Origin of the sequence: Weeksella virosa DSM 16922 (assembly GCF_000189415.1) — a bacterium.
Taxonomy (GTDB): Bacteria; Bacteroidota; Bacteroidia; order Flavobacteriales; family Weeksellaceae; genus Weeksella; species Weeksella virosa.
This window is the reverse complement of the sequence record NC_015144.1, coordinates 1387860-1411518: the sequence shown is the minus strand read 5'-3', so window position 1 is coordinate 1411518 and position 23659 is coordinate 1387860. Positions and strand designations below refer to the sequence as shown.

The following is a 23659-nucleotide window of genomic DNA, read 5'->3' as shown; positions in this document are numbered from 1 at the left end:
GCTGTAATGGTCTGCTTTTTCTATTGTAAATCGTTAAAAATTAAATCTTGTTGTCAACATAAATTGTGTTGGGCGAAGTTGATAAACAAAACGTTGTTCGTAATTGGAAGAAAAGCTATTTTGAGAGAAATATTTTTCATTAAAAAGATTGTAAGCAGACAACTCGAAATCTATTTTTTTCTTTTTTAATGAATAACGATACATCAAATCCCCGAAAGTAGAATTAGGATTTAATCTCGTATCATCGTTAACATACAAATCAAAATTAAGCTTTACATAATGTTGATCTGCTGGAAAAAAATGTAATCCAACTTGGTGAATTTGATTCGTAATTGATCGTGATCTTGAGTTTTCTGACAATTTATTTTTATAATTGGTTACACCATATTTATACTCAAACGTCATCCAACTTAATAATCTGAAAGAAGCGTCAAAATTTGAAGTTAAAATAGTATTATTAATTTCAATTAAACTATTATTTAATAATTGATCGTATGTCGCAATATTATAACCTCCAGCTAAATTAAATGTTGTTTTAATTTTAGAAAAATATTGACTTATTTTAGCATTAACCGAATGTGTTTTTTGATGATTTTTTAAATTTAAAGCTTCTAAAACTGTACTTGCATCTGCATTATAGTTATAATTGTAAATTAAGTTATTTTCCGTCCAATTGTATGAATATCCAAAATTAAAAAACCTCGATTTTATCGGATTTTTATACTCGAAACGTAAAGCAGAATTCCATTTTTTTACTTCGTTAAAATCTCCATCATTTTGTTGAATAGAATTGTATCGATACAAAATAAATCCTTTATGCAAGCGTGTTAAACTTCCTAAATCATTGCTGAAATTATGCGAAGTGGTTACTTTCCAGAATTTCGAGAATTCTAGTCTGAGGTTAAATTTTGGTTTGATATAAAAAAGATTGTATGAAGTTTTATTTTCAAAAGAATTATTCTCTAAATTATACCACTGAAAAGGAATTCCAAAAGAAAAATTGAGTCGATTCTTTCTGTACGAAAAATTATTTTCTACATACGGATTTAGAGTCGACCAGCGTATATTGTTGGTAAAAGTAGAATTTATCGGTTGTTCATCTGCTAACAAATCACTTTTCATTGTATGATTGGTATATTTAATTCCAATTTTTGATTGTAGCGTTAAAGCCTTTATTCCTCTTGAAAATTCAGCAAAATTATTGGTCGAAAATTTCTCAAAATTAATTTGTTGAAAAGCATTTTGATAATTATTTCCTTCATTTATAAAATCAGTAAAAACGCCAGGAGAAATACTTAAATTTTCGCTGTAACTTTTGTACGAAATATTTGATTTTAGTGTAATTAATTGTTTACCAATCTTCTTAATTGCATTAAATTGATTGGTAAATTGACGATTTGGTTGAACCAAACCCTGTCTAATCAAATTATTTTTTTGATTGAGATTTCCTCTCGAGCTATTCCAATCACCTTTAAATTCTAAAACATTTTCAAGATAATTTTCCGAACTATTTTGAGATAATGTTGCTTTAAGATTAAGACTTTCTATTTGCAAATAATTTTGTTTGATTTCGTTGAGAAATATATCGCCCGTTGGTAAAAAATATTGCGTTGTTGTTTCTCCGAATCGCTTTTGAAAATCGTTGTGATAAGACAAATTAAGACGTAAATCTAGCTCTTTTTTTAATTTGAAAAGATGATTCCAAGAACCAATATTTATAGCATTATCCAGCCAACGCTCGCTATCAAAATTGGGTGTTTGTACTCCAGCAATAGATAGCCAACTTTCATTTGAAAACTTTTCAGAGTCATTTAAAAAATCTTCTAGACTTAATGTTCTTAATTGTCGAGAAACATCATTTCCTCGATTATTTCCTTGATAAGAACCAATCATTTGTTGCTTTTTTGTAAACAGCATTGGTGTAATATTCGCCTGATACAATAATGGCGAAGCGCCAAGACCAACTTCTGCTTTACCAGAATAGGTAATTTTGCTTTTTAATTTGATATTTAATGCAGCTTTGGAGCTATAAACCAAACTATCTAAAATTTTGATCGGTTGATGATTCTCTAAAATTTGCACTTTATCCACTGCATCAGCAGAAAGATTTTCGTTTGCTAAAGCATATTTCCCTCCCAACAAATCCATTCCTTCAATATAATATTTATTGATTGGTTCGCCTTGATATAATATTCGACCTGAAGCTTCTATTTCTATTCCAGGCATTTTTTTGATCACATCTGCTATAGAACGATCTTGGATATCTTTAAAATTACTAACATCATACGCAATTGTATCGCCTTTTTTTCGGATTGGAGATTCTTTTAGTTTTACTTCTTTCAACTCAATTGCTTTTTCTTGTAAAGTAAAATCGAAATTATTAGACGATTCGTTTACCAAATCTGAAATAAATGCATAATTCATCGCACGAACTTTTATTTCATAAGTTTCGTGCGATGGATTATCTATTTTTAAAGTGTATTTTCCATCATTTTTTGTAATGAAGTATGCTAAAGTTTCATCCGAAGTACTTGATGAAATAATTACATTAGCACCTGATATAGGATTCCCTTCTTCATTTTTTACAACTCCAGATATAGTAAGTTGTGCAAAAATAAAGTGTGAGAGTAGAGTGAATATTAGTGTTAATTGGAATTTCAAATTAATTATTCAATTCTATTGGATTATAAGGTAGTTCTTTAGTCATTGAAGTTTCTTCTACTCCTGGCTTACTATAAACCTGTCCTACATAAATCCCAGGATTACTATGAAAATTTTGTTCTGCCTTATAAAAGTCTTTTTTTGTAGTTTTTATGATATTCTTTTCTTTATGTATGTATATAGTACTTGAATTGTTATCTATTCCTTGAGCTATAAAATGATGTTCATAATTATCATCATATACTTCTAATATTAAACCTGGTAATCCATTAAATATAAAAGGTCCATCGTTTAAAGGAATTTCTTCTGAATAATATGCAATCCAATTACGTCCTTTATAATAAACTCTAGCTTCTTTACATTTATACCCTAATATTTCTTTCATATTTTCCTTCAAGTCCCATTTTAAAACAGGAATTTCTTCTATAAATTCATAATTTTTATTATATATTTTACCTTGAAATAGATATTTATTATCTTTAGTCTTTACAATATTTTTGTAAAATTTTATCGCTTTACGAATAGGCATAAGTTCATTTAAATCATTTGAATCTACAAACTCCTTATTAGAATTTTTAAGAGTTAACGAATCAAACTTTAAAAGATTTAAATCTGTAAATTTAGTATTGTATTCTCCTATCTGAAGTACTGTAATAGTATTTCTTTTTTTTTCTCTATTCTCTTTATCAAAAGAATATGTATAATCATAATAGATATTTTTAAAAGCAGAATCTAATTTTTCAATTATAATTTCATCTGTACTCAATTTAAAATTACCAGATATTTCTTGTGAGTATCCAAATACTGATAATAATAGAAAAAATAATATTTTTTTAAACATTTTAATAAATTTTATTTTAAATGAAAGGACTACTTAAAAGTAGTACTTTCATTATATTATTCAGCTTATTAGCAACCTTTTGCTTCGTCAAAATAATCAATAGCATCCAACACATCTCCTGTAGTCTCATAATTGTCTGCACATAAATAATATGTTCCACAAGAATTAACAGTAATCCAACTACTACAAGGTGCTACAACTTCAACTTTTTTATCTTCACCTTTCTCTTCAGTTGTTTTAGTTTTTGTGTCATTTGCCATAGCAAAAGTTCCAATAAGTGCAAAAGCACTTGCAAATAAAATTTTCATCATTTTTTTTAGTTTTAGTATTGTTGTTAATTTTACCAAACTAAATATTATTTTTTATATAAACAAAAATTTAAAGTGTTTAACGGTGATTTATGGTATTGATGAAGGTTATCGTACCACCTAAAAAGTAATTCGAAAACTGATAAAGTCAATATTTTATGCATTATTTTTTTTATAAAGCATCATCAATATCATTGCTACGATTGGTAAGCACATTAAAATGATATAAAACCGATTGATTTGCAAAAGTTCTGGAAAATAGAGAATAGTGGCTAAAAGTCCAAAAACAGAACCACCCAAATGTGCTGCATGCCCCAAATTACCAAGATTTCTTCGCATTCCATACACCGAAAAACCTAAATAAATAATAGCAAAAATCCACGCGGGCATCGGAATCACAAAAAAGATTCCCAGCATCAAAGTCGGATACACGGCAATGGCAGAAAATAATATACCCGAAACACCACCCGAAGCACCAACAGCAGAATAATTGGGCTGATTTCTATGTTCGATAAGTGCCAAAACATTTCCTGCTATAATGGACAAAAGGTACAAAGCCAAAAATAATATACTACCCAAATTTTGATTCATAAAAGAAGTATCACCAAAAACAACGAATGGATTTCCGAAAAATGCCACTACAATATTCGAGAAAAAATACAGCGTTAGCATATTGAATATCAGATGAGTATAATCTACATGTAGAAATCCAGACGTGATAAGTCGGTAGTATTCTTTATTGTTTCTAATCCTCGCAATATTGAATTTATATTTTTCTAAAAATGCCCAATCAGAAAAACCTTTCATACTAACAATAGCATTTATAGCGATAATAATCAGGGTAATAAATGGTAAATTATTCATGTTTTATTCTTCAAATAAAGATTGTTGAGTATCCTGTGTACCTTCTTCTTTCTCTTCTTCCTCTTCCACAACTTCATAGGGCAAAGGATCGAGCGTTTTTATTTGTTTCACCTTGTGGACGGTCAATTGATTTCCTTGTGCTTTGATTCCTTTTACTGCAATAAAACTTTCTAATTCTATTGTTTCTGCTTCTCTTTCATGTCCTTTTTCTTTCGAAAAAACCACTTCTATTACAGGTCTGTAATCAGTTGACACCAATTCTACATAAGATTTTTCATTTTCAGACGGGAAAAAGTTTTGCACATTTAACGTATCTTCTACTAAAAATCTTTTTACGAAATATCTATTTTTATCAGCATCGAAATAAACACAAGTTAAGGGTTTATTTGGTTGCCATTTTTCTATAACTTCAAAAGTATCATCAAAATGGTTCCCCAAATCGAAAGTCATCAAACGAGCTTCGCCTTGTTTCGGATTGAGTGTCAGAATTCGATCTTCTCCTTTGAAATCACCCAAAAATCTTCCTCTTTCGTCTGCATTTAATCTTTTCACTGCATCATCAAACCAAATTTTTCTTGGTGCTAGCGTAGAAACTCCTTCTTGTTTGAGTTCAACTTTTTTTATAGGATATTTGGTAACCAAGTTCCCTTTAGAAGCACGTCCTTTCACGATAAGATCAGCAAAATCTATGTCGAATTTTAGTTTCTTTAGGCGTTGATGAGTTTTTAGGATTACGCTAACCACCTCAGCTTCACCATTCGGATTGGCTGAAAAATACAACACTTCCGAACCTTTATTTCCAGTTGTTAAGTTGTACTCTTTATCACGGGTAATTGCGGTTACTGCAAATCTTTTCTGATACGCTGGACCATTTTTCCCATCGCGGTAAATCATGTTATAAATGGTTCGTTTATCGTTTCTTCGCCAAACACCAACATGCAAAATTCCTTTTCCTACAAAGGTTTTAGCTTCTACTTTTGTTACCATCATAACTCCATCTCGACGGAAGATAATGATATCATCAATATCAGAACATTCGAACAAAAATTCATCTTTTCTAAGTGAAGTTCCGATGAATCCTTCGGTTCGGTCGACATAAAAGCGTGTGTTTGCTACAGCAACTTTCGAGGCATCGATGATATCAAAAGTTCTGATTTCTGTTTTTCGCTCTTTCCCTGCACCGTACTTGGTTTTTAGCTCTTTAAAATAGGCAATAGAATAGTCGATAAGATTCGCCAAATGGTGTTTCACTTCTGCAATTTTATCTTCTAATGATAGAATATGTTGATCGGCTTTATCCAAATCGAACCGAGAAATTCTTTTGATTCTGATTTCCGTCAACTTCACAATATCTTCTTCGGTAACTGCTCGCAAAAGATGACTGGTAAAAGGTTTTAGCCCTTTATCTATTGTTTCGATAACCCCTTCCCAGGTTTCTTCTTCTTCGATCTGATGATAGATCCTATTTTCTATAAAGATTCTTTCTAGAGATGAAAAATGCCATTGTTCTTGCAACTCGTCTAGACTAATTTCTAATTCACGTTTCAGTAACTGAACGGTATTATCCGTATTTCTTTTTAGGATTTCTGATACGGATAAAAACTCTGGCTTTTGCTCATCGATAACACAAGCATTGGGCGAAAGCGAGACCTCGCAATCGGTAAACGCATACAATGCATCGATGGTTTTATCGGGGCTAGTACCCGTTTGTAAATGAATGAGAATTTCTACATCTGCTGCGGTATTATCCTCTATTTTTCTGATTTTTATTTTGCCTTTGTCATTGGCTTTCAAAATAGAGTCAATCAAGGATCCTGTGGTTGTAGAGAATGGGATCTCACTAATCTTCAGGGTAGTTTTGTCGACTTGCGAAATTTTGGCTCGAATTCTTACTTTTCCACCTCTCATCCCATCATTATAATCAGCAACTTCGATATAGCCTCCGGTTTGGAAATCAGGATATAAAGTAAATTTTTTCCCTCGTAGATAGGCAATAGATGCATCGATCAGTTCAATGAAATTATGAGGGAGTATTTTGGTCGATAAACCTACTGCAATTCCTTCTACTCCTTGCGCTAATAAGAGTGGGAATTTTACGGGTAAATCTATTGGCTCTTTATTTCTCCCGTCATAAGATGGTTGCCAATGTGTAGTCTTTGGGTTGTAAACCACTTCTAAGGCGAATTTTGTTAGCCTGGCCTCGATATATCTTGCTGCTGCTGCACGGTCACCAGTAAGGATGTTTCCCCAGTTTCCCTGAGTATCAATCAACAAATCTTTTTGCCCGATTTGCACGATAGCATCGGTAATAGAAGCATCCCCATGTGGATGATATTTCATGGTGTTACCTACTATATTGGCTACTTTATTGTAACGACCATCTTCTAATTCTCGCATCGAGTGAAGGATTCTTCTTTGCACAGGCTTCAATCCATCGTAGATAGAGGGAATTGCTCGTTCTAATATCACATAAGAAGCGTAGTCCAGAAACCACTCCTGGTACATTCCCGATATTTTTTTTATGCTTTCTCCTTCTTGGTGCGTCATGTTTTTTATTCTATAATCCTTCCTGCTTTAAGGTGGCTATTGGTAGCCGCTCTGCTAAACTTATTTTATTATTCTCAATTATTTGATCCAAATCATTTAGGATGAGTTTTACTTCATTTTGATTAAGATAACTCATTTTGAATTTTAGATGTATTACTCCTTTTCTTACTTTCCTGCTTTGTACAGTTAATGTTAGTTGTTTGAAGAAAAGCCCGTTCGAGAAGTGATAATCGAGAATTTTACTTTTTGGGAAATCGACTACTTTATCTTTAGAAAACAAAAAGCTAAGTGGACCGATGTTATATGTCTTTAGACTAAAAACCTCGCCAGCAGAATCATAATCATAATACTGATTTCCTCTTATAATTACCCCTATCGTTAGCACAATCAACACTGTGAAAAGTATGTAAGGCGAAACAATTCTCGTTACAATATAGATGGGTAAAATGGTAATTAATAGGACCGAAATCCAACTAAATAAAATGAAAGCATTGATCAGCTTCATCCTTCTCTGAATGGATATATTTTTCAATTTCATACAATGGTTTTCATTTAGTCTAGTTTTTAATAATTTCTGTCGAGAGGTTATTAATTATAAACTCTTGTCTATTGGGTGTATTTTTACCCATATAAAATTCGAGTAAAGTTTGTATGGTTGTATCTTTCCCAATCATGACAGGTTCTAAGCGAATATCTTTTCCGATGAAATGCTTAAACTCATCCGGAGAAATTTCACCCAAACCTTTGAATCGAGTTATTTCTGGATTTTTGCCCAGCTCTTCTAATGCCTTCAGGCGTTCTTCTTCCGTATAACAATACCGGGTTTCTTTTTTATTTCTAACCCTAAAAAGAGGTGTTTGAAGGATATACAAATGTCCTTCGCGAATCAACTCTGGAAAAAATTGTAAGAAAAAAGTAATTAATAATAAGCGAATATGCATTCCGTCGACATCGGCATCTGTTGCAATCACTACATTGTTATACCGTAAATCTTCTAAGCTATCCTCTATGTTGAGTGCTGCCTGAAGGAGGTTGAACTCTTCGTTTTCGTACACTATTTTTTTGGTTAATCCATAAGAATTCAATGGTTTACCTCGTAAACTAAAAACAGCCTGCGTTTCTACATCTCTACTTTTGGTTATCGAACCACTAGCCGAGTCCCCTTCGGTAATGAACAAGGTAGAATCTAAGCGAGCTTCGTCTTTAGGATTATTATAGTGCTGCCTACAATCTCGAAGTTTTTTATTGTGCAAACTAACTTTTTTAGCTCTTTCTCTTGCCAATTTCCGAATCCCCGAAAGTTCTTTTCTTTCGGTTTCGGATTGTTTTATCTTTCGTTCAATTGATTGGGCTACATCAGGGTTTTTGTGTAAATAATTATCTAAATTTGTTTTGATAAAATCATTCACAAAAGTACGAACTGTCACCATATCAGGCCCCATATCGGTAGACCCTAATTTTGTCTTGGTTTGTGATTCGAAGACAGGCTCTATAACCTTTATCGATATAGCCCCTATAATTGATTTGCGGATATCGCTTGGATCATAATTTTTGTTATAAAACTCTCTCAAGGTTTTCACCACAGCTTCCTTGAATGCCGCAAGATGCGTCCCACCTTGTGTTGTGTTTTGTCCGTTGACAAAAGAGTAATAGGTTTCTGAATAGGATTTTGAACTATGTGTTATCGCAATCTCGATATCTTCTCCCTTCAAATGGATGACATCATAAATAACCTCTTCTTCTATATTATCTTGCAATAGATCCTTGAGTCCATTTTCCGAGTAAAATTCTTCTCCGTTGAAAATAATACGCAAACCCGGATTTAGGTAAACATAGTTTTTCAACATCTTTACGATATATTCTTTTCGGAATTTGAAGTGTAAGAAAATCGTTTTATCGGGAATGAAAGTAATTTTTGTTCCTCGACGCAGAGTGGTATCTTTTTCTTCTTCTTGCTGCATAATTTCTCCTTTCGAGAATTCTGCAATTCGGGTTCGACCATCTCGCACAGATTGCACCCGAAAATAAGACGACAAAGCATTTACGGCTTTTGTACCAACCCCGTTCAATCCGACAGACTTCTTAAAAGCTTGTGAATCATACTTCCCTCCTGTATTCATTTTCGATACAGCATCCACCATTTTGCCAAGTGGAATTCCTCGACCATAATCGCGAATAGTAACCTCTTCTTCTCGCAGGTGAATTTCGATGGTTTTCCCTGTACCCATCACAAACTCATCGATACTGTTGTCTATAATTTCTTTCAAGAGAATATAAATTCCATCGTCTTGCGAAGATCCATCGCCCAATTTACCGATATACATCCCCGGACGCATACGAATATGTTCGCGCCAATCTAGGGTTCTGATGTTGTCTTCGGTATATTTTACAGTTGATGAATCCTGCTCTAATGGAAGTTTATTCTCTGTCATTCTAAAATTTATTATTTTCTCTCGATAAGATTTTTTTTTATTTGAATGTAATTTTAAGGGTTAAATATACGAAAATTTATTCTCTTTTAGACGATAAACTCCGCCATAATTACACCTTAGTTTCTAGTCAAATCTATAAAACTCTATTGTACTAGAAACTTTCCAGCAAAAAAAACCTCCTATGTAAGGAGGTTTATCATCGATGCTTGTTTGTTTATTTTTTCACAACTTTTCTGGTATACACTTCATTATTATCGGTATAGAAATTTACCAAATAAACTCCGTTCGATAAATGTTTTAGACTAGCAGAAGAAGCGTTTGTTTCGCTCACTTTCCTACCCGATAGATCGAACACTCTCACCTTTATAACTTCATGATTTCCTGATAATTGAACCAAATCTACTGTAGGGTTTGGGTAAACATTTACGTTGGTTTTAGTGGTAGAATCTATGCCCATTGTGGTTTGTTCGATTTTCACATCGTCTATCCCTATATAAAACACATCAGTTGTCTGATAATGTCTAAAGACCAATTGGATGTTTTGCCCCACGAACTCGGAGATATCTACATTTACGACCTTAGCCGCATCTACATAACCCGCGTCTAATGTTTCCTCGAAAATCGCTGTTTCGGTTCCGGTAAAAGTTGTTCCGGCCGGAATAACATATACAGCATAATGCTCCTCAAAAACTTCTTTGTCTCCTGCAGCAACTTTAAAACTCAAAGTTAACTCTCCACTTTCTGGCAATTGGATTGCAGGACTTGTCAAAGTATTATCGGGAGTGAAAGCTACAAAATACCACGAAAATGATAAAGGTACCTCTCCTGTAAAATTAGGCAATTCACTTTGTTCTGCATTCATAAACTCCCACGTATCACTATCACCGTCTAAATCACCAATCGTCCAAAGATTTTGTGTTTCTTTGGTATCAAAATTTTCATTGAATATAACGGTTTGTGCGGCTGAATAAGACCCTAAAGCAATAGCTCCTAAAATAAGTAAATTTTTTATCATGTTAATATTATTTAAATCGCACAAAGATTGCGAAAATCAACAGAACAGAAAATTATCAGCAAATTGTTATTGATTAGTGTAGATAATAAACCGCAAACTTAGCGTTATTTACCTCTATAACTATCAAAGTTCTTAAGCTCTGTTGAGAGTCACTATTTTTTGTAAAAAAAGAAAGTGAAAACACAAAAAAAAGCTCAATCTAAACAGACTTGAGCTTTGTATAAAGTTTATGTATTTTCGTTTACACATTAAACAAGAAGTGCATAATATCGCCATCTTGCACGATATATGCTTTTCCTTCTACATTTAGTTTTCCGGCTTCTCTACATTTAGATTCGGATCCGTATTTAATAAAATCTTCGTATTTGATAACTTCTGCACGTATAAAGCCTTTCTCGAAATCGGTATGGATTACTCCTGCCGCCTGTGGAGCTGTTGAGCCTTTTTTGATCGTCCAAGCGCGCACCTCTTTTACGCCAGCTGTGAAATATGTTTCTAAATTTAGCAAAGCATAAGCCGACCGAATTAGGCGATTTACTCCTGGCTCTTCTAAACCTAATTCTTCTAAAAAGATTTGACGCTCCTCGAAAGTATCCAACTCATTGATATCGGCTTCGATTTGTGCTGCCAAAACCAACACCTCTGCATGTTCATCTTTTACTGCTTCTTTTACTTTGTCTACAAACTCATTCCCATCTTTTGCAGAAGCTTCATCAACGTTGCATAAATACAGAACAGGTTTAGCAGTTATCAATTGCAAAGATCCTACAATTTCCCATCCTTTTTCGTCCAAATCCATTTCGCGAACATTTTTCATGGATTCTAAATGTGTAATAACATCGGTGAGTACTTCTACAACTTTTTGTTCGTCTTTGTTCCCTGCTTTTGCAGCTTTCTTGGATTTTTCGATGCGTTTTGTCACAGTATCTAAATCTTTCAACTGCAACTCCAAATCAATAGTTTCCTTATCACGAATCGGGTCGATATTTCCATCAACGTGCGTAATATTTTCATTCTCGAAACACCGTAATACATGAATAATTGCATGGCATTCGCGGATATTTCCTAAGAATTGATTCCCTAATCCTTCTCCTTTACTCGCCCCCTTCACCAATCCTGCAATGTCAACAATTTCTACCACTGCTGGCAATACACGTTCTGGTTTTACCAATTCCTCTAATTTATTGAGGCGTTTGTCGGGTACAGAAACGGTTCCTACATTAGGCTCTATCGTACAGAACGGATAATTTGCCGATTGTGCTTTGGCATTCGACAAACAGTTAAACAAGGTAGATTTACCAACGTTTGGTAAACCAACAATTCCACATTTCATAATTGGTTATCTCTTTTTTTAGGATTGTATAATCGAACACGTTTCGACAAAAATATGGGCAAAGATAAGTATTTTGTCTAAAACTTTTTACACCAAAAAACTTTCCTATTTTTCTTTTAGGATTCTGGTAGAATGATAAACAAAATCTCAACGCTTTCGATAGAAAACCTTCCAAACAATCAAAAAGTTTTCATTTCGAAAAATAATTCATCCTAAAAATATACTCGACCAAACGCATCTCTTCGTTGAAGCTTTTTTTGTACCCGAAAGTTATTCTGATGGCAAAACTTATTTTGTAAGTACCTGAAAAGCCTCTTCCAAGTTTTTATATTGTCCTTTAAACTCTTCTATCGGCTGATCGGCAATAATCTTTCCTTTATTCAAGAGCAACACACGCGTGCATAATGCTTCTACTTCTTGCATAATATGCGTAGAAAGAATCACTGTCTTATGCGTTCCTAAAGAACGAATCAACTCGCGAATCTCTATTATCTGATTAGGATCCAAGCCATTGGTAGGCTCATCAAGAATCAAAATTTCTGGGTCGCCTAAAATTGCTTGAGCCAAACCAACTCTTTGTTTATAACCTTTAGAAAGTTGATTAATTTTTTTCTTTTTTTCTGCCGTTAACCCAACAAGTTCTATCACTTCTTGCACACGACTTTTTGTAGCAGAGTGAATATTAGCCACAAATTGCAGATATTCTTGGACATACAATTCTGGATACAACGGATTGTTTTCTTGTAAAAAACCTATTCGTTTCTTCGTTTTTTCGGGTTGCTCTACAACCGAATAAGAATCTACCAAAACATCACCGCTAGTTGGTAAAATAGCACTGGTAACACACTTCATCAATGTTGATTTCCCCGCTCCATTTGGTCCTAATAACCCAACCACTTCACCCAAATCTATCTTAAAAGAAACTTGATTTAGCGCTAGTTGTTCTTGATATTTTTTGGTTAAAGCCTTTATTTCTATACCCATGAAAAAATTTTTGGTTAAAAATAAACATTAATCAAATTAATTAATAGCTTTGTTCGTATCTAAATAAAGAATAATGAAGATAACTTTAATCCCAAACTACTTTTTATGCTTTTTTTGGTCAAAACCAAAAGAAGTGGAAAGAGTGTGCAGATAAGTTATGAAATAATAATTTTAACAATGATAAAAAGTCCCACACTTCTGTGGGACTTTTTTTAGCCTATGACCTCAGAAAACCTTAAATTTGTAATGTTATGAACAACAGCAACTGGATACAAAAATTCGATAAACCTTTGATAATCGCTGGCCCATGCAGTGCCGAAAGTGAAGAACAAATGTTGAGTATTGCCGAGCAACTCCCAAAAGAATACACACAAGTCTTTCGCGCAGGAATATGGAAACCTAGAACCAAGCCCAATAGCTTCGAAGGAATAGGCGCGATCGGATTGAACTGGTTGAAGAAAGTGAAAAATGAATTTGGGATGATGATTGCAACAGAGATTGCCAATGCCAATCATGCCAAATTAGCATTAGAATATGATGTAGATATCCTTTGGATTGGCGCCCGATCTACCGTAAATCCGTTTACGGTACAAGAAATTGCCGAGGCTTTGCAAGGTACAGACAAAATAGTTTTGGTGAAAAACCCCGTCAATCCTGATCTGGATTTATGGATTGGAGCTTTGGAAAGACTCGAAGCACAAAACATCAAAAATCTAGGGGCTATTCATCGTGGTTTTTCTACCTATAAGAAAACAAAATATCGTAATAATCCTCAATGGCAAATTGCTTTGGATTTTAAAAACCAACTGCCTAACATTCCTATACTTTGTGATCCGTCGCATATTTGCGGTAATCGAACAGGGTTGTTTGACGTTGCCCAACAAGCTTACAATTTTGAGTACGATGGTTTGATGATCGAGACACACAATAATCCAGATGAAGCATGGTCGGATGCGGCGCAGCAAATTACACCGGCTCGTTTGTTAGAAATCTTACAGCAATTAGAAGTTAGACAATCCGATGATCCTGATGCGATTTACAAAAACAATATTGCCAATTTACGTCATCAGATAGACGAGTTAGATAATATTATTCTCGACACTGTTGCTCAACGCATGAAAGTTGCCTTGGCAATTGGTGAACTAAAAAAAGAACACAATGTTGCAGTTTTTCAGCCCGACCGATGGACACAAATCAAACAAAACTCATTGAAACACGCCTCTAATCTTGGCTTATCCGATGATTTTGTAGATAAATTATTTCAAGCGATTCATCAAGAATCCGTTACGAATCAAAACAAAATAATGACCAAAAAAAACATAAAATAATTTGAAGGGAATTGTTACGAAATCTACAGGGAGTTGGTACCATCTTCTTACAGAAGAAGGCAAAGAATATCTAGCCCGAATGCGAGGTAAATTTAGAATTGCAAATATCAAACATACCAATCCCATTGCTGTGGGTGATGAAGTTGATTTTGAAGTTGATAAAGACGAAATTGCGGTAATTACACATATACATGAACGCAAAAATTACATCATTCGGAAATCGGTAAACCTATCAAAAAAAACACATATCATTGCCTCTAATATCGATTTGGCTTTTTTAATGATCACGCTAAGCAATCCCAAAACTTCGCTGGGCTTTATCGATCGATTCCTTGTCACGGCTGAAGCTTACCACATTCCCGTTATTTTATTATTCAACAAAATTGATGCATATACTGAGGAAGATTTACAAGAATTAGAACGATACAAATCTATTTATCAACCAATTGGTTACGAGAGCTTTTCTATTTCTGCCGAAACTGAGGTTGGTTTAGAAGAAGTGAAAAACCGAATGAAAGACTCTGTAAGTATGGTTTCTGGACACTCGGGGGTGGGAAAATCGACTTTGCTCAACACTTTAGACCCAACCTTGGACCTGAAAACGCACCAAGTTTCTGATTTCAATAGCAAAGGACAACACACTACAACTTTTGCCCAAATGTATCCATGGCCTTTTGGTGGTTTCATTATCGATACGCCAGGCATCAAAGAGTTTGGTTTGGTACATTTCGAAAAGCAAGAGCTCCAGAACTATTTCCCTGAATTCTATAAATTCCGTGATGATTGCAAATTCGACAATTGTATCCATGTTAACGAACCGAAATGCGGCGTGCGAGAAGCTGTAGAAAAAGGTGAAATCGCTAAATCGCGTTACGAAAATTACTTAACTTTCTTGCAAGACGATATTTACACAGAATAAACCATGCGTATTATTTTACAACGAGTTACCCATGCAGAAGTCCGCGTAGAAGGAAAAGTTACCGGGCAGATAAAGAAAGGACTTTTGGTTTTGGTAGGATTTGAAGCAGAAGATACTGATGAGGATTTTGGCTGGATGGCCAAAAAAATAAAACAACTCAGAGTTTTCACCGATGAAAACAACATCATGAATTGGGATGTAGAACAGGTAGATGGAGAATTGCTCATCGTGAGTCAGTTTACGCTACATGCCTCGACCAAGAAAGGAAATCGACCATCTTACATTCTTGCGTCGAAACCAGAATTGGCGAAACAACAGTACGAAAAATTCTTAGAAATTATGCAAGCGAACTTTTCTAAACCCTTGAAAACCGGTGTTTTCGGTGCCGATATGAAAGTTGAACTGTTGAACGATGGACCGGTCACTATTTTTATAGATTCTAAAAACAAGATTTAACTTTCGCTAAAAAAAGTCTGTTTATCTTCGAAGCATCAACATTTTAACAAAAAATCAACACGCGTTTATATGAAACAAATTTTATTTCTTATCCTTGTATTCTCTAATTTTGTCCAAGCACAAGACTATCGATTCGGGAAAGTATCTGTTCAAGAATTAGAAAAAACAAATAGTACCGTTACCCCCAATGCTTCAGCAGAAATCTTATACTCTTCGGAAAAAGTAACTATTGATTGGAATTTTCAGAAAGGTGATATAGAAAAAAAAGTTGTTGACTTTTATCGTATCAAAGTTTACAACAAAAATCAGGCACCCAGAAATGCTTTTGTACATCAAGTAAAACTCAGAAAAAACAATGCGAATATTGAGAAAATTTCCGACCTGAAAGTCGTTACTTATAATTTAGAAAACGGTAAGATTGTCGAAACCAAAATAGACAAAAAAGATATTGTTTCGGACAAAACTTCTAAATATCATAATTTAGAAACCTTTACTTTCCCGAATGTAAAAGATGGTTCGGTTATCGAGTTTTCTTACGAAATAATTTCTCCTTTTTATCAATTTACCGAGCCGTGGTATTTCCAGACAAATATCCCAGTCGTGAAAAGTGATTTCTCGATAGAAACAAACGAAAGTTTGCGTTATCAGCCTTTCGTTACCGGACAATTAGAACCCAAAACAAACACCAAAGAAAAACAAGAAAAGACAGCTTCTGTGAGCAATACAATACGATATAGAATGCAAGGTGGAAATCTTATTGATACAAAAACCAATTACGAAAACTATCGTTACACGATGGATATCAACAATTATTCTTATGAGAATTTAGCACCAATATATTTAGAAGCGTATGTATTAAACCCCAAAAACTTGTTTAGTGCCATTCGGTTCGAGCTTGCGGCACATATCCCTAAAAATGGTAATCCACAGTTTTTTACAACTGACTGGAATACGATAGGAAAAGATTTAATGAAATCGGAAACCTTTGGTGAACAACTAAATGGAAATGGATTTTTGGATAAAAAGGTAAAAGAATTAACCGCTAATAAATCTACGCCTACAGAAAAAATGAAAGCGATTTTCGACTTCGTAAAAAATAATTATCGCTGGAATAATGTGTACGGGATTGCTACGGATAATGGCGTGAGAAAAACCTTCAACGACCAAACCGGAAGCGTAACTGACATCAATCTTCTCTTGATTTCGATGTTGCAAAAAGCAGATTTAACGGCAAATCCGATTGTTTTGAGTTCGACCGACAACGGGATTTTAGATTTTTCATTCCCATCAAAACATAAATTAAATTATGTTATTGCGCATGTTTACGACAATGGTAAAAATTATTTAATGGATGCCACTTCGCCACATTCTGATATCAATTTGCTACCAATCCGAGCATTGAATTACCGCGGAATGCTGATTGCACCTAACGGAACAACCGAATTCCCTTTACAAAACTATGTAATGAGTAACCGTACAATCACAGTCGATGCAGATCTTAGCGATGCAGGAGAATTTTCTGGTCGATATACCGACACCGCAGATAATTATTTTTATTTAATAGATTCTGAAGCATATCACGATAATCAAAAAGGTTTTGAAGAAGATAAAACAAATAGTTTTGATATGAAGGTTGAGAATTTTAGAGTGCAAGACAACAACGAAGGTTTAATGCGTCAGACCTTTAACTTCTCTAATCTGAAGGTTGAAAAAATTGGATACAAACCCATTTTCAATCCACTTTTATTTTTATCAGAAACCAAAAGCAATCTGTTTTTTAATACGAGGAATCATCCGTTAGAGTTCGGAACACCTTCGACGATTACCAAAACCATCAAAATCAAAATTCCTTCAGGTTATAAAGTAGAATCGCTTCCTACCCAAGACACCTCACTTGTGAAGGACAATGCCGCAAGTTATATATATGCTATTGCACAAAAAGATGACTATATTTTGGTCCAAACACAAGAATTATTGCCTTATGCAACCTTGCCCAATAAATATTATCGAGACTTCAAAGATTATAAAAATAAACTAATCCTAATCAATTCTCAGCACGTAGTTTTGGTCAAAGAATAAAGTCGGAAGCCAACTTCCGACTTTTTCTTTTTATCTTTACTTTCTAACAAAAATTAATAAAAATGAGCCTTAAACAAGCCCAACAAGACGTTGATCAATGGATAAAAGAACATGGTGTTCGGTATTTTAATGAGCTAACCAACATGGCGCAGTTAACAGAAGAAGTAGGAGAAGTTGCACGAATTATTGCGCGTAGATACGGCGAACAATCGGAAAAAGAATCGGATAAAAACAAAGATTTAGGAGAGGAATTAGCCGATGTAATTTTTGTTGCGATTTGTTTAGCCAATCAGACTGGCGTTGATTTGGAAAGTGCTTTTTACAAAAAATTAGACGATAAAACCAAACGCGATCACAATAGACATAAAAACAATGAAAAGCTAAAATAAGCAGCGATGATTCATCTTTCTTACCAGCCAAAGAACAAATTATCGCCCGTAAAAATCACTGGATCCAAAAGTGAGAGCAATCGACTTTTACTTCTCAATGCGCTTTTCGATGATGCATTAGATCTTCAGAATCTTTCGAATGCAGAAGATACACAATTGATGCAGAACGCCTTAAAAGAAAAAAAAGAGGTAGTTGATATTCATCATGCAGGAACAGCGATGCGTTTTTTGACAGCCTATTTTGCGATACAGAATAAAGAAACGCACATTCTTACAGGTTCTCAACGAATGAAAGAACGACCGATAAAAATTCTTGTTGATGCTCTGAAAGAATTAGGTGCAGAGATAGAGTATTTAGAAAACGACGGCTTTCCTCCGCTGAAAATTACTGGTACAGAACTCACACAACCGACAATAGACATCCCGGCCAATATTAGTTCCCAGTACATTACGGCTCTTCTTTTAATCGGGACGAAATTGGTGAACGGTTTAACGATTAATCTAATCGGAAAAATAACTTCTCTTCCTTATCTTATGATGAGTGTTGAGCTGTTGAAAAATGTTGGCATCGAAGTTGAATTCACTAACAATCAACTAGTTGTTGCATATTCTAAAAATATTCTACCTCAAGTTTTCGAAATCGAATCGGATTGGAGTTCTGCTTCCTATTTTTATAGTTTTATAGCGCTTTCTGAACCCGAAACTACAATTACTATCCAAAATTATCGAGCGAAAAGCCTACAAGGAGACGCTGCCCTACAAACTATTTATCGGGAAAATTTCGGAGTAGAATCTAGTTTCGAAAAGAATTGTTTGACCCTAAAAAAGATAAAGGATTTTTCTCTTCCTACCAAAATATTATTGGATCTAAATCAAACTCCCGACATTGCACAAACCCTTGCTGTGACTTGTCTTGGTTTGGAAATCCCCTGTCATTTTACGGGTTTAGAAACCTTGAAAATCAAAGAAACCGATCGGTTAGTTGCATTGCAAAATGAACTGTCTAAATTTGGAGCAAAAGTAAATATCACACAGCAAGAATTATCGATTACAGCTTATAATGAAAATAATTTATCGAGGGAATTAATCGTAGAAACCTACAACGACCATCGCATGGCAATGGCTTTTGCACCTTTGGCAATTTTACATTCTTTTTCTATCAAAGATCCAGACGTTGTTAAAAAATCCTATCCAAATTTTTGGTCTGATTGGACTTCGATTGGTTTCGTTATCAGGACTGCTCAACAATAATCTATCCGAATTGTTGCATCGCAACTAGATTTGCATACACGCCTTTTTGTGCTAGCAAACTATCATGCGTACCAACTTCTATTATCTTACCTGCATCCATTACCACAATCTTATCAGCCGATTGAATGGTCGATAAACGATGCGCTATAATAAGAGAGGTTCGGTTTGTCATCATGTTTTCTAGGGCATTTTGCACCAATTTTTCCGATTTTGTATCGAGTGCAGAGGTCGCTTCGTCGAGTATCATAATCGGAGGATTTTTATAGACTGCTCGTGCTATACTTAAGCGCTGTTTTTGTCCGCCCGAAAGTTTTCCGCCACCTTCCCCGACAATTTCATCAAATTTTTCTGGTAATTTTTCGATAAACTCTAAGGCATTTGCAACCTGTGCTGCATTTCTCAATTGTTGTTCATTCGCATTATTCGATCCCAAGGTAATATTATTGGCAACCGAATCGTTGAACAAGATAGAATCTTGTGTCACCAAACCAAAAAGCGCACGGTAATCGTATAATTTTATATTTTTTATGTTTTCGCCATCCATCAAAATTTCTCCTTCATTGGTATCCCAAAAACGAGTTAACAAACTAGCGATGGTCGATTTACCACTACCCGACTGTCCTACAATTGCTACACTTTGACCTTTTTCGATCGTGAGATTAAAGTTTTTGATTATCGGACGACCAGCCTCATAACCAAAGGTTACGTTTCTGAATTCGATTGTGTGATTAAAACTCTCTTTGTGTATAGAAGTAGGCAAGTCTCTAATATTAACATCTGCGTCCAAAACTTCGAAAATTCGTTTGGCCGATACTTCTCCTTTTTGGATATCGGACAAAGATTTTGAAAAACGTTTTATCGGGTCGAGCATGGTATAAAAAATTGAAATATAAAAAATGAATTCTGACCCAGAAAGTCCATTTCCTTCGATGCTTAATTTACCTCCAAAAAAAACAATCAAACCAATTGTTACAGCCCCTAAAAACTCACTCATAGGTGAGGCAAGTGCTCTTTTTCTCATTACTTTTTGCAAATAACGACGATAACGATTGATGGAGGTATTGAATCTATTTTTGATTTGATCTTCTGCATTAAAGATTTTTATTATCCGTAAAGAACTTACTGTTTCGTCTACATAGGTCAGAATATTACTCAATTCATTTTGTGCATTTCTTGCAGCTCTTTTCAGACTTTTTCCTACCAAAGAAATTAAGGTTCCCATAATAGGAAAAACAAGCAAAGCAAAAATAGTCAACTCGAAACTTACTGTAAACAAGGCAATTAGAGAAATAATTATCGTCACTGGAGCGCGTAGGATTTCTACCAAAGAATTGAGGATATTGCCTTCGACCTCATTCACATCGTTCGAAATTCTATTAAGAATATCTCCCTTTCTTTTTTCGGTGAAATACGATACAGGTAAAGCCAAAATCTTATCATGTAACTGAATCCGAAAATCACGCGTTACGCCCGAGCGTAGATCGATCAAGAAATATTCGGCAAAATAGCTGAACACATTGCGAAGAAAAAAACTGACAATGAAGGCAACACAAGAAAGCATCAACACAAATACAGGTCCTTTTTCTTCTGCAAAATAGGTAGAATAATAAGCAAAATATTGAGAAATATAGGCTTGTAAATCGGATATGTTACCAGAAAAAACAGGTGGCTGCAGAACAGCCTGATTGGTTTCGCCAAACAAAATCCCTAACACCGGCATAATAAAAGCCATTGCTATAACATTAAATACTGCATATACAATGCTAAAGAATATAGCTATAATAAAGGTTTTGCGATAGGGTTTGATATATCCAAGCGCCCTTTTGACTAAACTCATAGAAAAGTAAATTTACCGCAAAATTATAAAAAAGTAACCCATTGTTTTATATAAACAACGGGCTAATTTTGTGGTTGTGTTTTTGATAAAAAGGTTATTTTACACGCGTCCAAGTTTGGGTTCTACCGATAAGAGAAATCCCTACATATCCTCTAACGTTAAGAGTATTATTTCCAGACATAGATAATTTTGCTTTGTATTCTTTCCCACTTACAGGGTCTGTGATTACTCCATCGCCCCACTCTTTCCCGTCTTTTTTCAGTCCACGGATAATTTGCAGACCAACAACCGGTTTATCTTTCAGGTTACCTTTACATTTTGTACACGTTAGGTTTTGTTTTCCTGGTGTTAGTATTTCTACTACTTTCCCGTATAATTTCCCGTTATTCTCGAAAATTTCTACGATTGATTTTGCTGCACCGGTTTCATCGTCGATAGTTTTCCACTTCCCGATTGGGGATTGTGCAACCAAAATGCTCGAAACCATTAATAGCATACTAAAAAGGATTGTTCTAATCATTGTGTTTAATTTTAGAAATACTAATATAGGATAATTTTTGAGTTAAGAAAATCTTTCTAAGATTATTTTAAAACTTTACACTATAAATTTTTAACATTTTTTTGATAAGAAATCCAATCAAAAGACTTCACATTTGTTAACTAACTTAATATAAATTATCATAATCATGCCTTTCTTCAAATACGCTCTCCCTTTTAGTCGGCAACAGCTTAACGATTTTCTCGATCATTTTTTTGAAGATATTCTCTGGACAACAAGTTTGGATGCCGTAAAAGTAAAAGAACATATCGATATTTTTGTAGCATTATTAGAAAAAATTATCCCAGAAAATACCCTAGAAAAACAAAGGCTAGCGTATGAAAATTTCTTACCTACGATCCGAGAAGATGCACAACTTTTGGTGTATGAATATTACAGAAATGATCCCGCTGCCCAATCTGAAATAGAAATTATTTTAGGATATCCTGGTTATTATGCCACTTTGGTGCATCGTTTGGCACATTTTCTACACAATCAATCGATTCCTATCCTACCGAGAACATTATCAGAAATTGCCCATACCCAAACAGGAATTGATATTCATCCAGCTGCTAAAATTGGTCATAATTTTTATATTGATCATGGAACTGGTATTGTTATTGGTGAGACAACAGAGATTGGGAACAATGTGAAAATTTACCAAGGCGTAACGTTGGGTGCATTTTATGTATCGAAAGATTTATCCAACACCAAACGTCATCCTACCATTGGCGATAATGTTACGATTTATGCAGGAGCTACAATTTTAGGAGGCACAACGCACATTGGTGAACATTGCACTATAGGAGGAAATGTATGGATTACGAAAAGCATTCCACCGCATCATCGTGTTTATCAGAATAGTAAACCCACTATCATCAAACCGAATAAAAAGATCGACAACAACAATTATTCTATATGAAAACAGAAAATATATTAGATTTAATAGGAAACACCCCTCACTTACGACTGAAAAATCTTTTCCCAAGTCATGAGGTATGGATAAAATTGGAGCGTCAAAATCCGGGCGGAAGCCTAAAAGATCGTATTGCACTGGCCATGATAGAAGACGCCGAGCAAAAAGGACTTATCAGTGCGGGTAGCACCATAATAGAACCTACATCTGGAAACACTGGTGTTGGGTTGGCCCTTGCAGCAAGCTTAAAAGGGTATAATTTGGTTATCACAATGCCCGAATCGATGTCCATTGAACGACGTAAAATTATGGAAGCATTTGGTGCAAAATTAGTGCTGACACCACGCGAACTTGGAATGAGCGGAGCAATAGAAAAAGCACACGAATTGCATGCAACCATCGACAAGGCTTGGATTCCACAACAATTCGAGAATAGAGCAAATCCTACTATACATTACCATACAACTGCACAAGAAATTATCCGAGACTTTCCAGACGGGTTCGATTATTTTATTTCGGGCGTCGGCACAGGAGGACATATTTCTGGTGTAGGAAAAGCGTTGAAAGAGGTAAATCCGAACACCCAAATTTTTGCAGTAGAATCCGACTTATCCACGGTGATTGCAGGAGGAAATCCTTCTCCACATGCTCTGCAAGGAATTGGAGCAGGTTTTATACCGGATACCCTAGAAGTTGATTTACTCGACGGAACAATAGCTGTCTCTAAAGAAGAAGCTTTTGAGTTTGCAAAAAGAGCAGCGAAAGAAGAAGGCTTATTAGGTGGAATATCTACAGGAGCGAGCTTAGCTGCAGTATCAAAAAAAACAGAAGAATTACCTAAAAACACAAAAATTCTTACTTTTAATTACGATACAGGAGAGCGATATTTATCCATCAATGATTTATTTTGATCGATTTTTTTTACACAAGAGAACAAAATGTACAAAAATTTGAAAGCATC

At 34.7% G+C, this 23659-nt stretch carries 20 protein-coding genes; 8 read left to right on the top strand and 12 right to left on the bottom strand.

The window, feature by feature from the left end:
• Positions 1–33: 33 nt before the first annotated feature.
• The 10 genes from WEEVI_RS06835 to WEEVI_RS06790 form a co-directional block, all read right to left on the bottom strand.
• Complete coding sequence (locus tag WEEVI_RS06835; protein WP_013598421.1) at positions 34–2661, bottom strand: carboxypeptidase regulatory-like domain-containing protein; 2628 nt, start codon at positions 2659–2661, stop codon at positions 34–36.
• A 1-nt stretch (position 2662) separates the two neighbouring features.
• Entirely contained in the window at positions 2663–3502 is an 840-nt protein-coding gene (locus WEEVI_RS06830) for a GLPGLI family protein (protein ID WP_013598420.1), read from the bottom strand.
• Positions 3503–3570: 68 nt separating this feature from the next.
• A complete protein-coding gene (locus tag WEEVI_RS06825) occupies positions 3571–3813 on the bottom strand; it encodes a hypothetical protein (RefSeq protein ID WP_126414849.1) in 243 nt (80 codons plus the stop codon).
• A gap of 153 nt (positions 3814–3966) precedes the next feature.
• Positions 3967–4674, bottom strand: coding sequence for a rhomboid family intramembrane serine protease (locus WEEVI_RS06820; protein ID WP_013598418.1), 708 nt, complete (start codon positions 4672–4674; stop codon positions 3967–3969).
• A gap of 3 nt (positions 4675–4677) precedes the next feature.
• Complete coding sequence (locus WEEVI_RS06815) at positions 4678–7221, bottom strand: DNA gyrase/topoisomerase IV subunit A (protein ID WP_013598417.1); 2544 nt, start codon at positions 7219–7221, stop codon at positions 4678–4680.
• Between the two features lie 10 nt (positions 7222–7231).
• Entirely contained in the window at positions 7232–7759 is a 528-nt protein-coding gene (locus WEEVI_RS06810) for a hypothetical protein (RefSeq protein ID WP_013598416.1), read from the bottom strand.
• A 19-nt stretch (positions 7760–7778) separates the two neighbouring features.
• Complete coding sequence (locus WEEVI_RS06805; RefSeq protein ID WP_013598415.1) at positions 7779–9653, bottom strand: DNA topoisomerase IV subunit B; 1875 nt, start codon at positions 9651–9653, stop codon at positions 7779–7781.
• A gap of 214 nt (positions 9654–9867) precedes the next feature.
• Positions 9868–10668 (bottom strand): T9SS-dependent choice-of-anchor J family protein, encoded by an 801-nt coding sequence (locus WEEVI_RS06800; RefSeq protein WP_013598414.1) that lies wholly within the window; start codon positions 10666–10668, stop codon positions 9868–9870.
• Between the two features lie 241 nt (positions 10669–10909).
• Positions 10910–12001, bottom strand: coding sequence for a redox-regulated ATPase YchF (ychF, locus tag WEEVI_RS06795; RefSeq protein WP_013598413.1), 1092 nt, complete (start codon positions 11999–12001; stop codon positions 10910–10912).
• 288 nt (positions 12002–12289) lie between these two features.
• Complete coding sequence (locus WEEVI_RS06790; protein WP_013598412.1) at positions 12290–12985, bottom strand: ABC transporter ATP-binding protein; 696 nt, start codon at positions 12983–12985, stop codon at positions 12290–12292.
• 251 nt (positions 12986–13236) lie between these two features.
• Here WEEVI_RS06790 and WEEVI_RS06785 point away from each other — a divergent pair, with 251 nt between their 5' ends.
• The 6 genes from WEEVI_RS06785 to WEEVI_RS06760 all read left to right on the top strand — a co-directional run bounded on the left by WEEVI_RS06785 (position 13237) and on the right by WEEVI_RS06760 (position 19407).
• Complete coding sequence (locus WEEVI_RS06785; protein ID WP_013598411.1) at positions 13237–14313, top strand: bifunctional 3-deoxy-7-phosphoheptulonate synthase/chorismate mutase type II; 1077 nt, start codon at positions 13237–13239, stop codon at positions 14311–14313.
• Between the two features lies 1 nt (position 14314).
• Complete coding sequence (gene rsgA / locus WEEVI_RS06780; RefSeq protein ID WP_013598410.1) at positions 14315–15232, top strand: ribosome small subunit-dependent GTPase A; 918 nt, start codon at positions 14315–14317, stop codon at positions 15230–15232.
• 3 nt (positions 15233–15235) lie between these two features.
• The gene (gene dtd, locus WEEVI_RS06775) at positions 15236–15688 is read left to right on the top strand and encodes a D-aminoacyl-tRNA deacylase (RefSeq protein WP_013598409.1); all 453 of its coding nucleotides are present in this window, start codon (positions 15236–15238) and stop codon (positions 15686–15688) included.
• Between the two features lie 69 nt (positions 15689–15757).
• Entirely contained in the window at positions 15758–17767 is a 2010-nt protein-coding gene (locus WEEVI_RS06770; protein ID WP_013598408.1) for a transglutaminase family protein, read from the top strand.
• Between the two features lie 62 nt (positions 17768–17829).
• Complete coding sequence (locus tag WEEVI_RS06765) at positions 17830–18156, top strand: nucleotide pyrophosphohydrolase (RefSeq protein ID WP_013598407.1); 327 nt, start codon at positions 17830–17832, stop codon at positions 18154–18156.
• Positions 18157–18162: 6 nt separating this feature from the next.
• A complete protein-coding gene (locus tag WEEVI_RS06760; RefSeq protein WP_013598406.1) occupies positions 18163–19407 on the top strand; it encodes a 3-phosphoshikimate 1-carboxyvinyltransferase in 1245 nt (414 codons plus the stop codon).
• A gap of 1 nt (position 19408) precedes the next feature.
• Here WEEVI_RS06760 and WEEVI_RS06755 read toward each other — a convergent pair whose 3' ends face one another.
• Positions 19409–21244, bottom strand: coding sequence for an ABC transporter ATP-binding protein (locus tag WEEVI_RS06755; protein ID WP_013598405.1), 1836 nt, complete (start codon positions 21242–21244; stop codon positions 19409–19411).
• A gap of 94 nt (positions 21245–21338) precedes the next feature.
• Positions 21339–21764 (bottom strand): DUF2147 domain-containing protein, encoded by a 426-nt coding sequence (locus WEEVI_RS06750; protein WP_013598404.1) that lies wholly within the window; start codon positions 21762–21764, stop codon positions 21339–21341.
• A gap of 166 nt (positions 21765–21930) precedes the next feature.
• Here WEEVI_RS06750 and epsC point away from each other — a divergent pair, with 166 nt between their 5' ends.
• Together epsC and cysK are read left to right on the top strand one after the other, a co-directional pair.
• On the top strand, positions 21931–22704 hold the full coding sequence (gene epsC, locus WEEVI_RS06745; RefSeq protein ID WP_013598403.1) for a serine O-acetyltransferase EpsC: 774 nt from the start codon (positions 21931–21933) through the stop codon (positions 22702–22704).
• On the top strand, positions 22701–23609 hold the full coding sequence (gene cysK, locus WEEVI_RS06740) for a cysteine synthase A (protein WP_013598402.1): 909 nt from the start codon (positions 22701–22703) through the stop codon (positions 23607–23609). The genes epsC and cysK overlap by 4 nt, the downstream gene beginning before the upstream one ends.
• Positions 23610–23659: the final 50 nt, after the last annotated feature.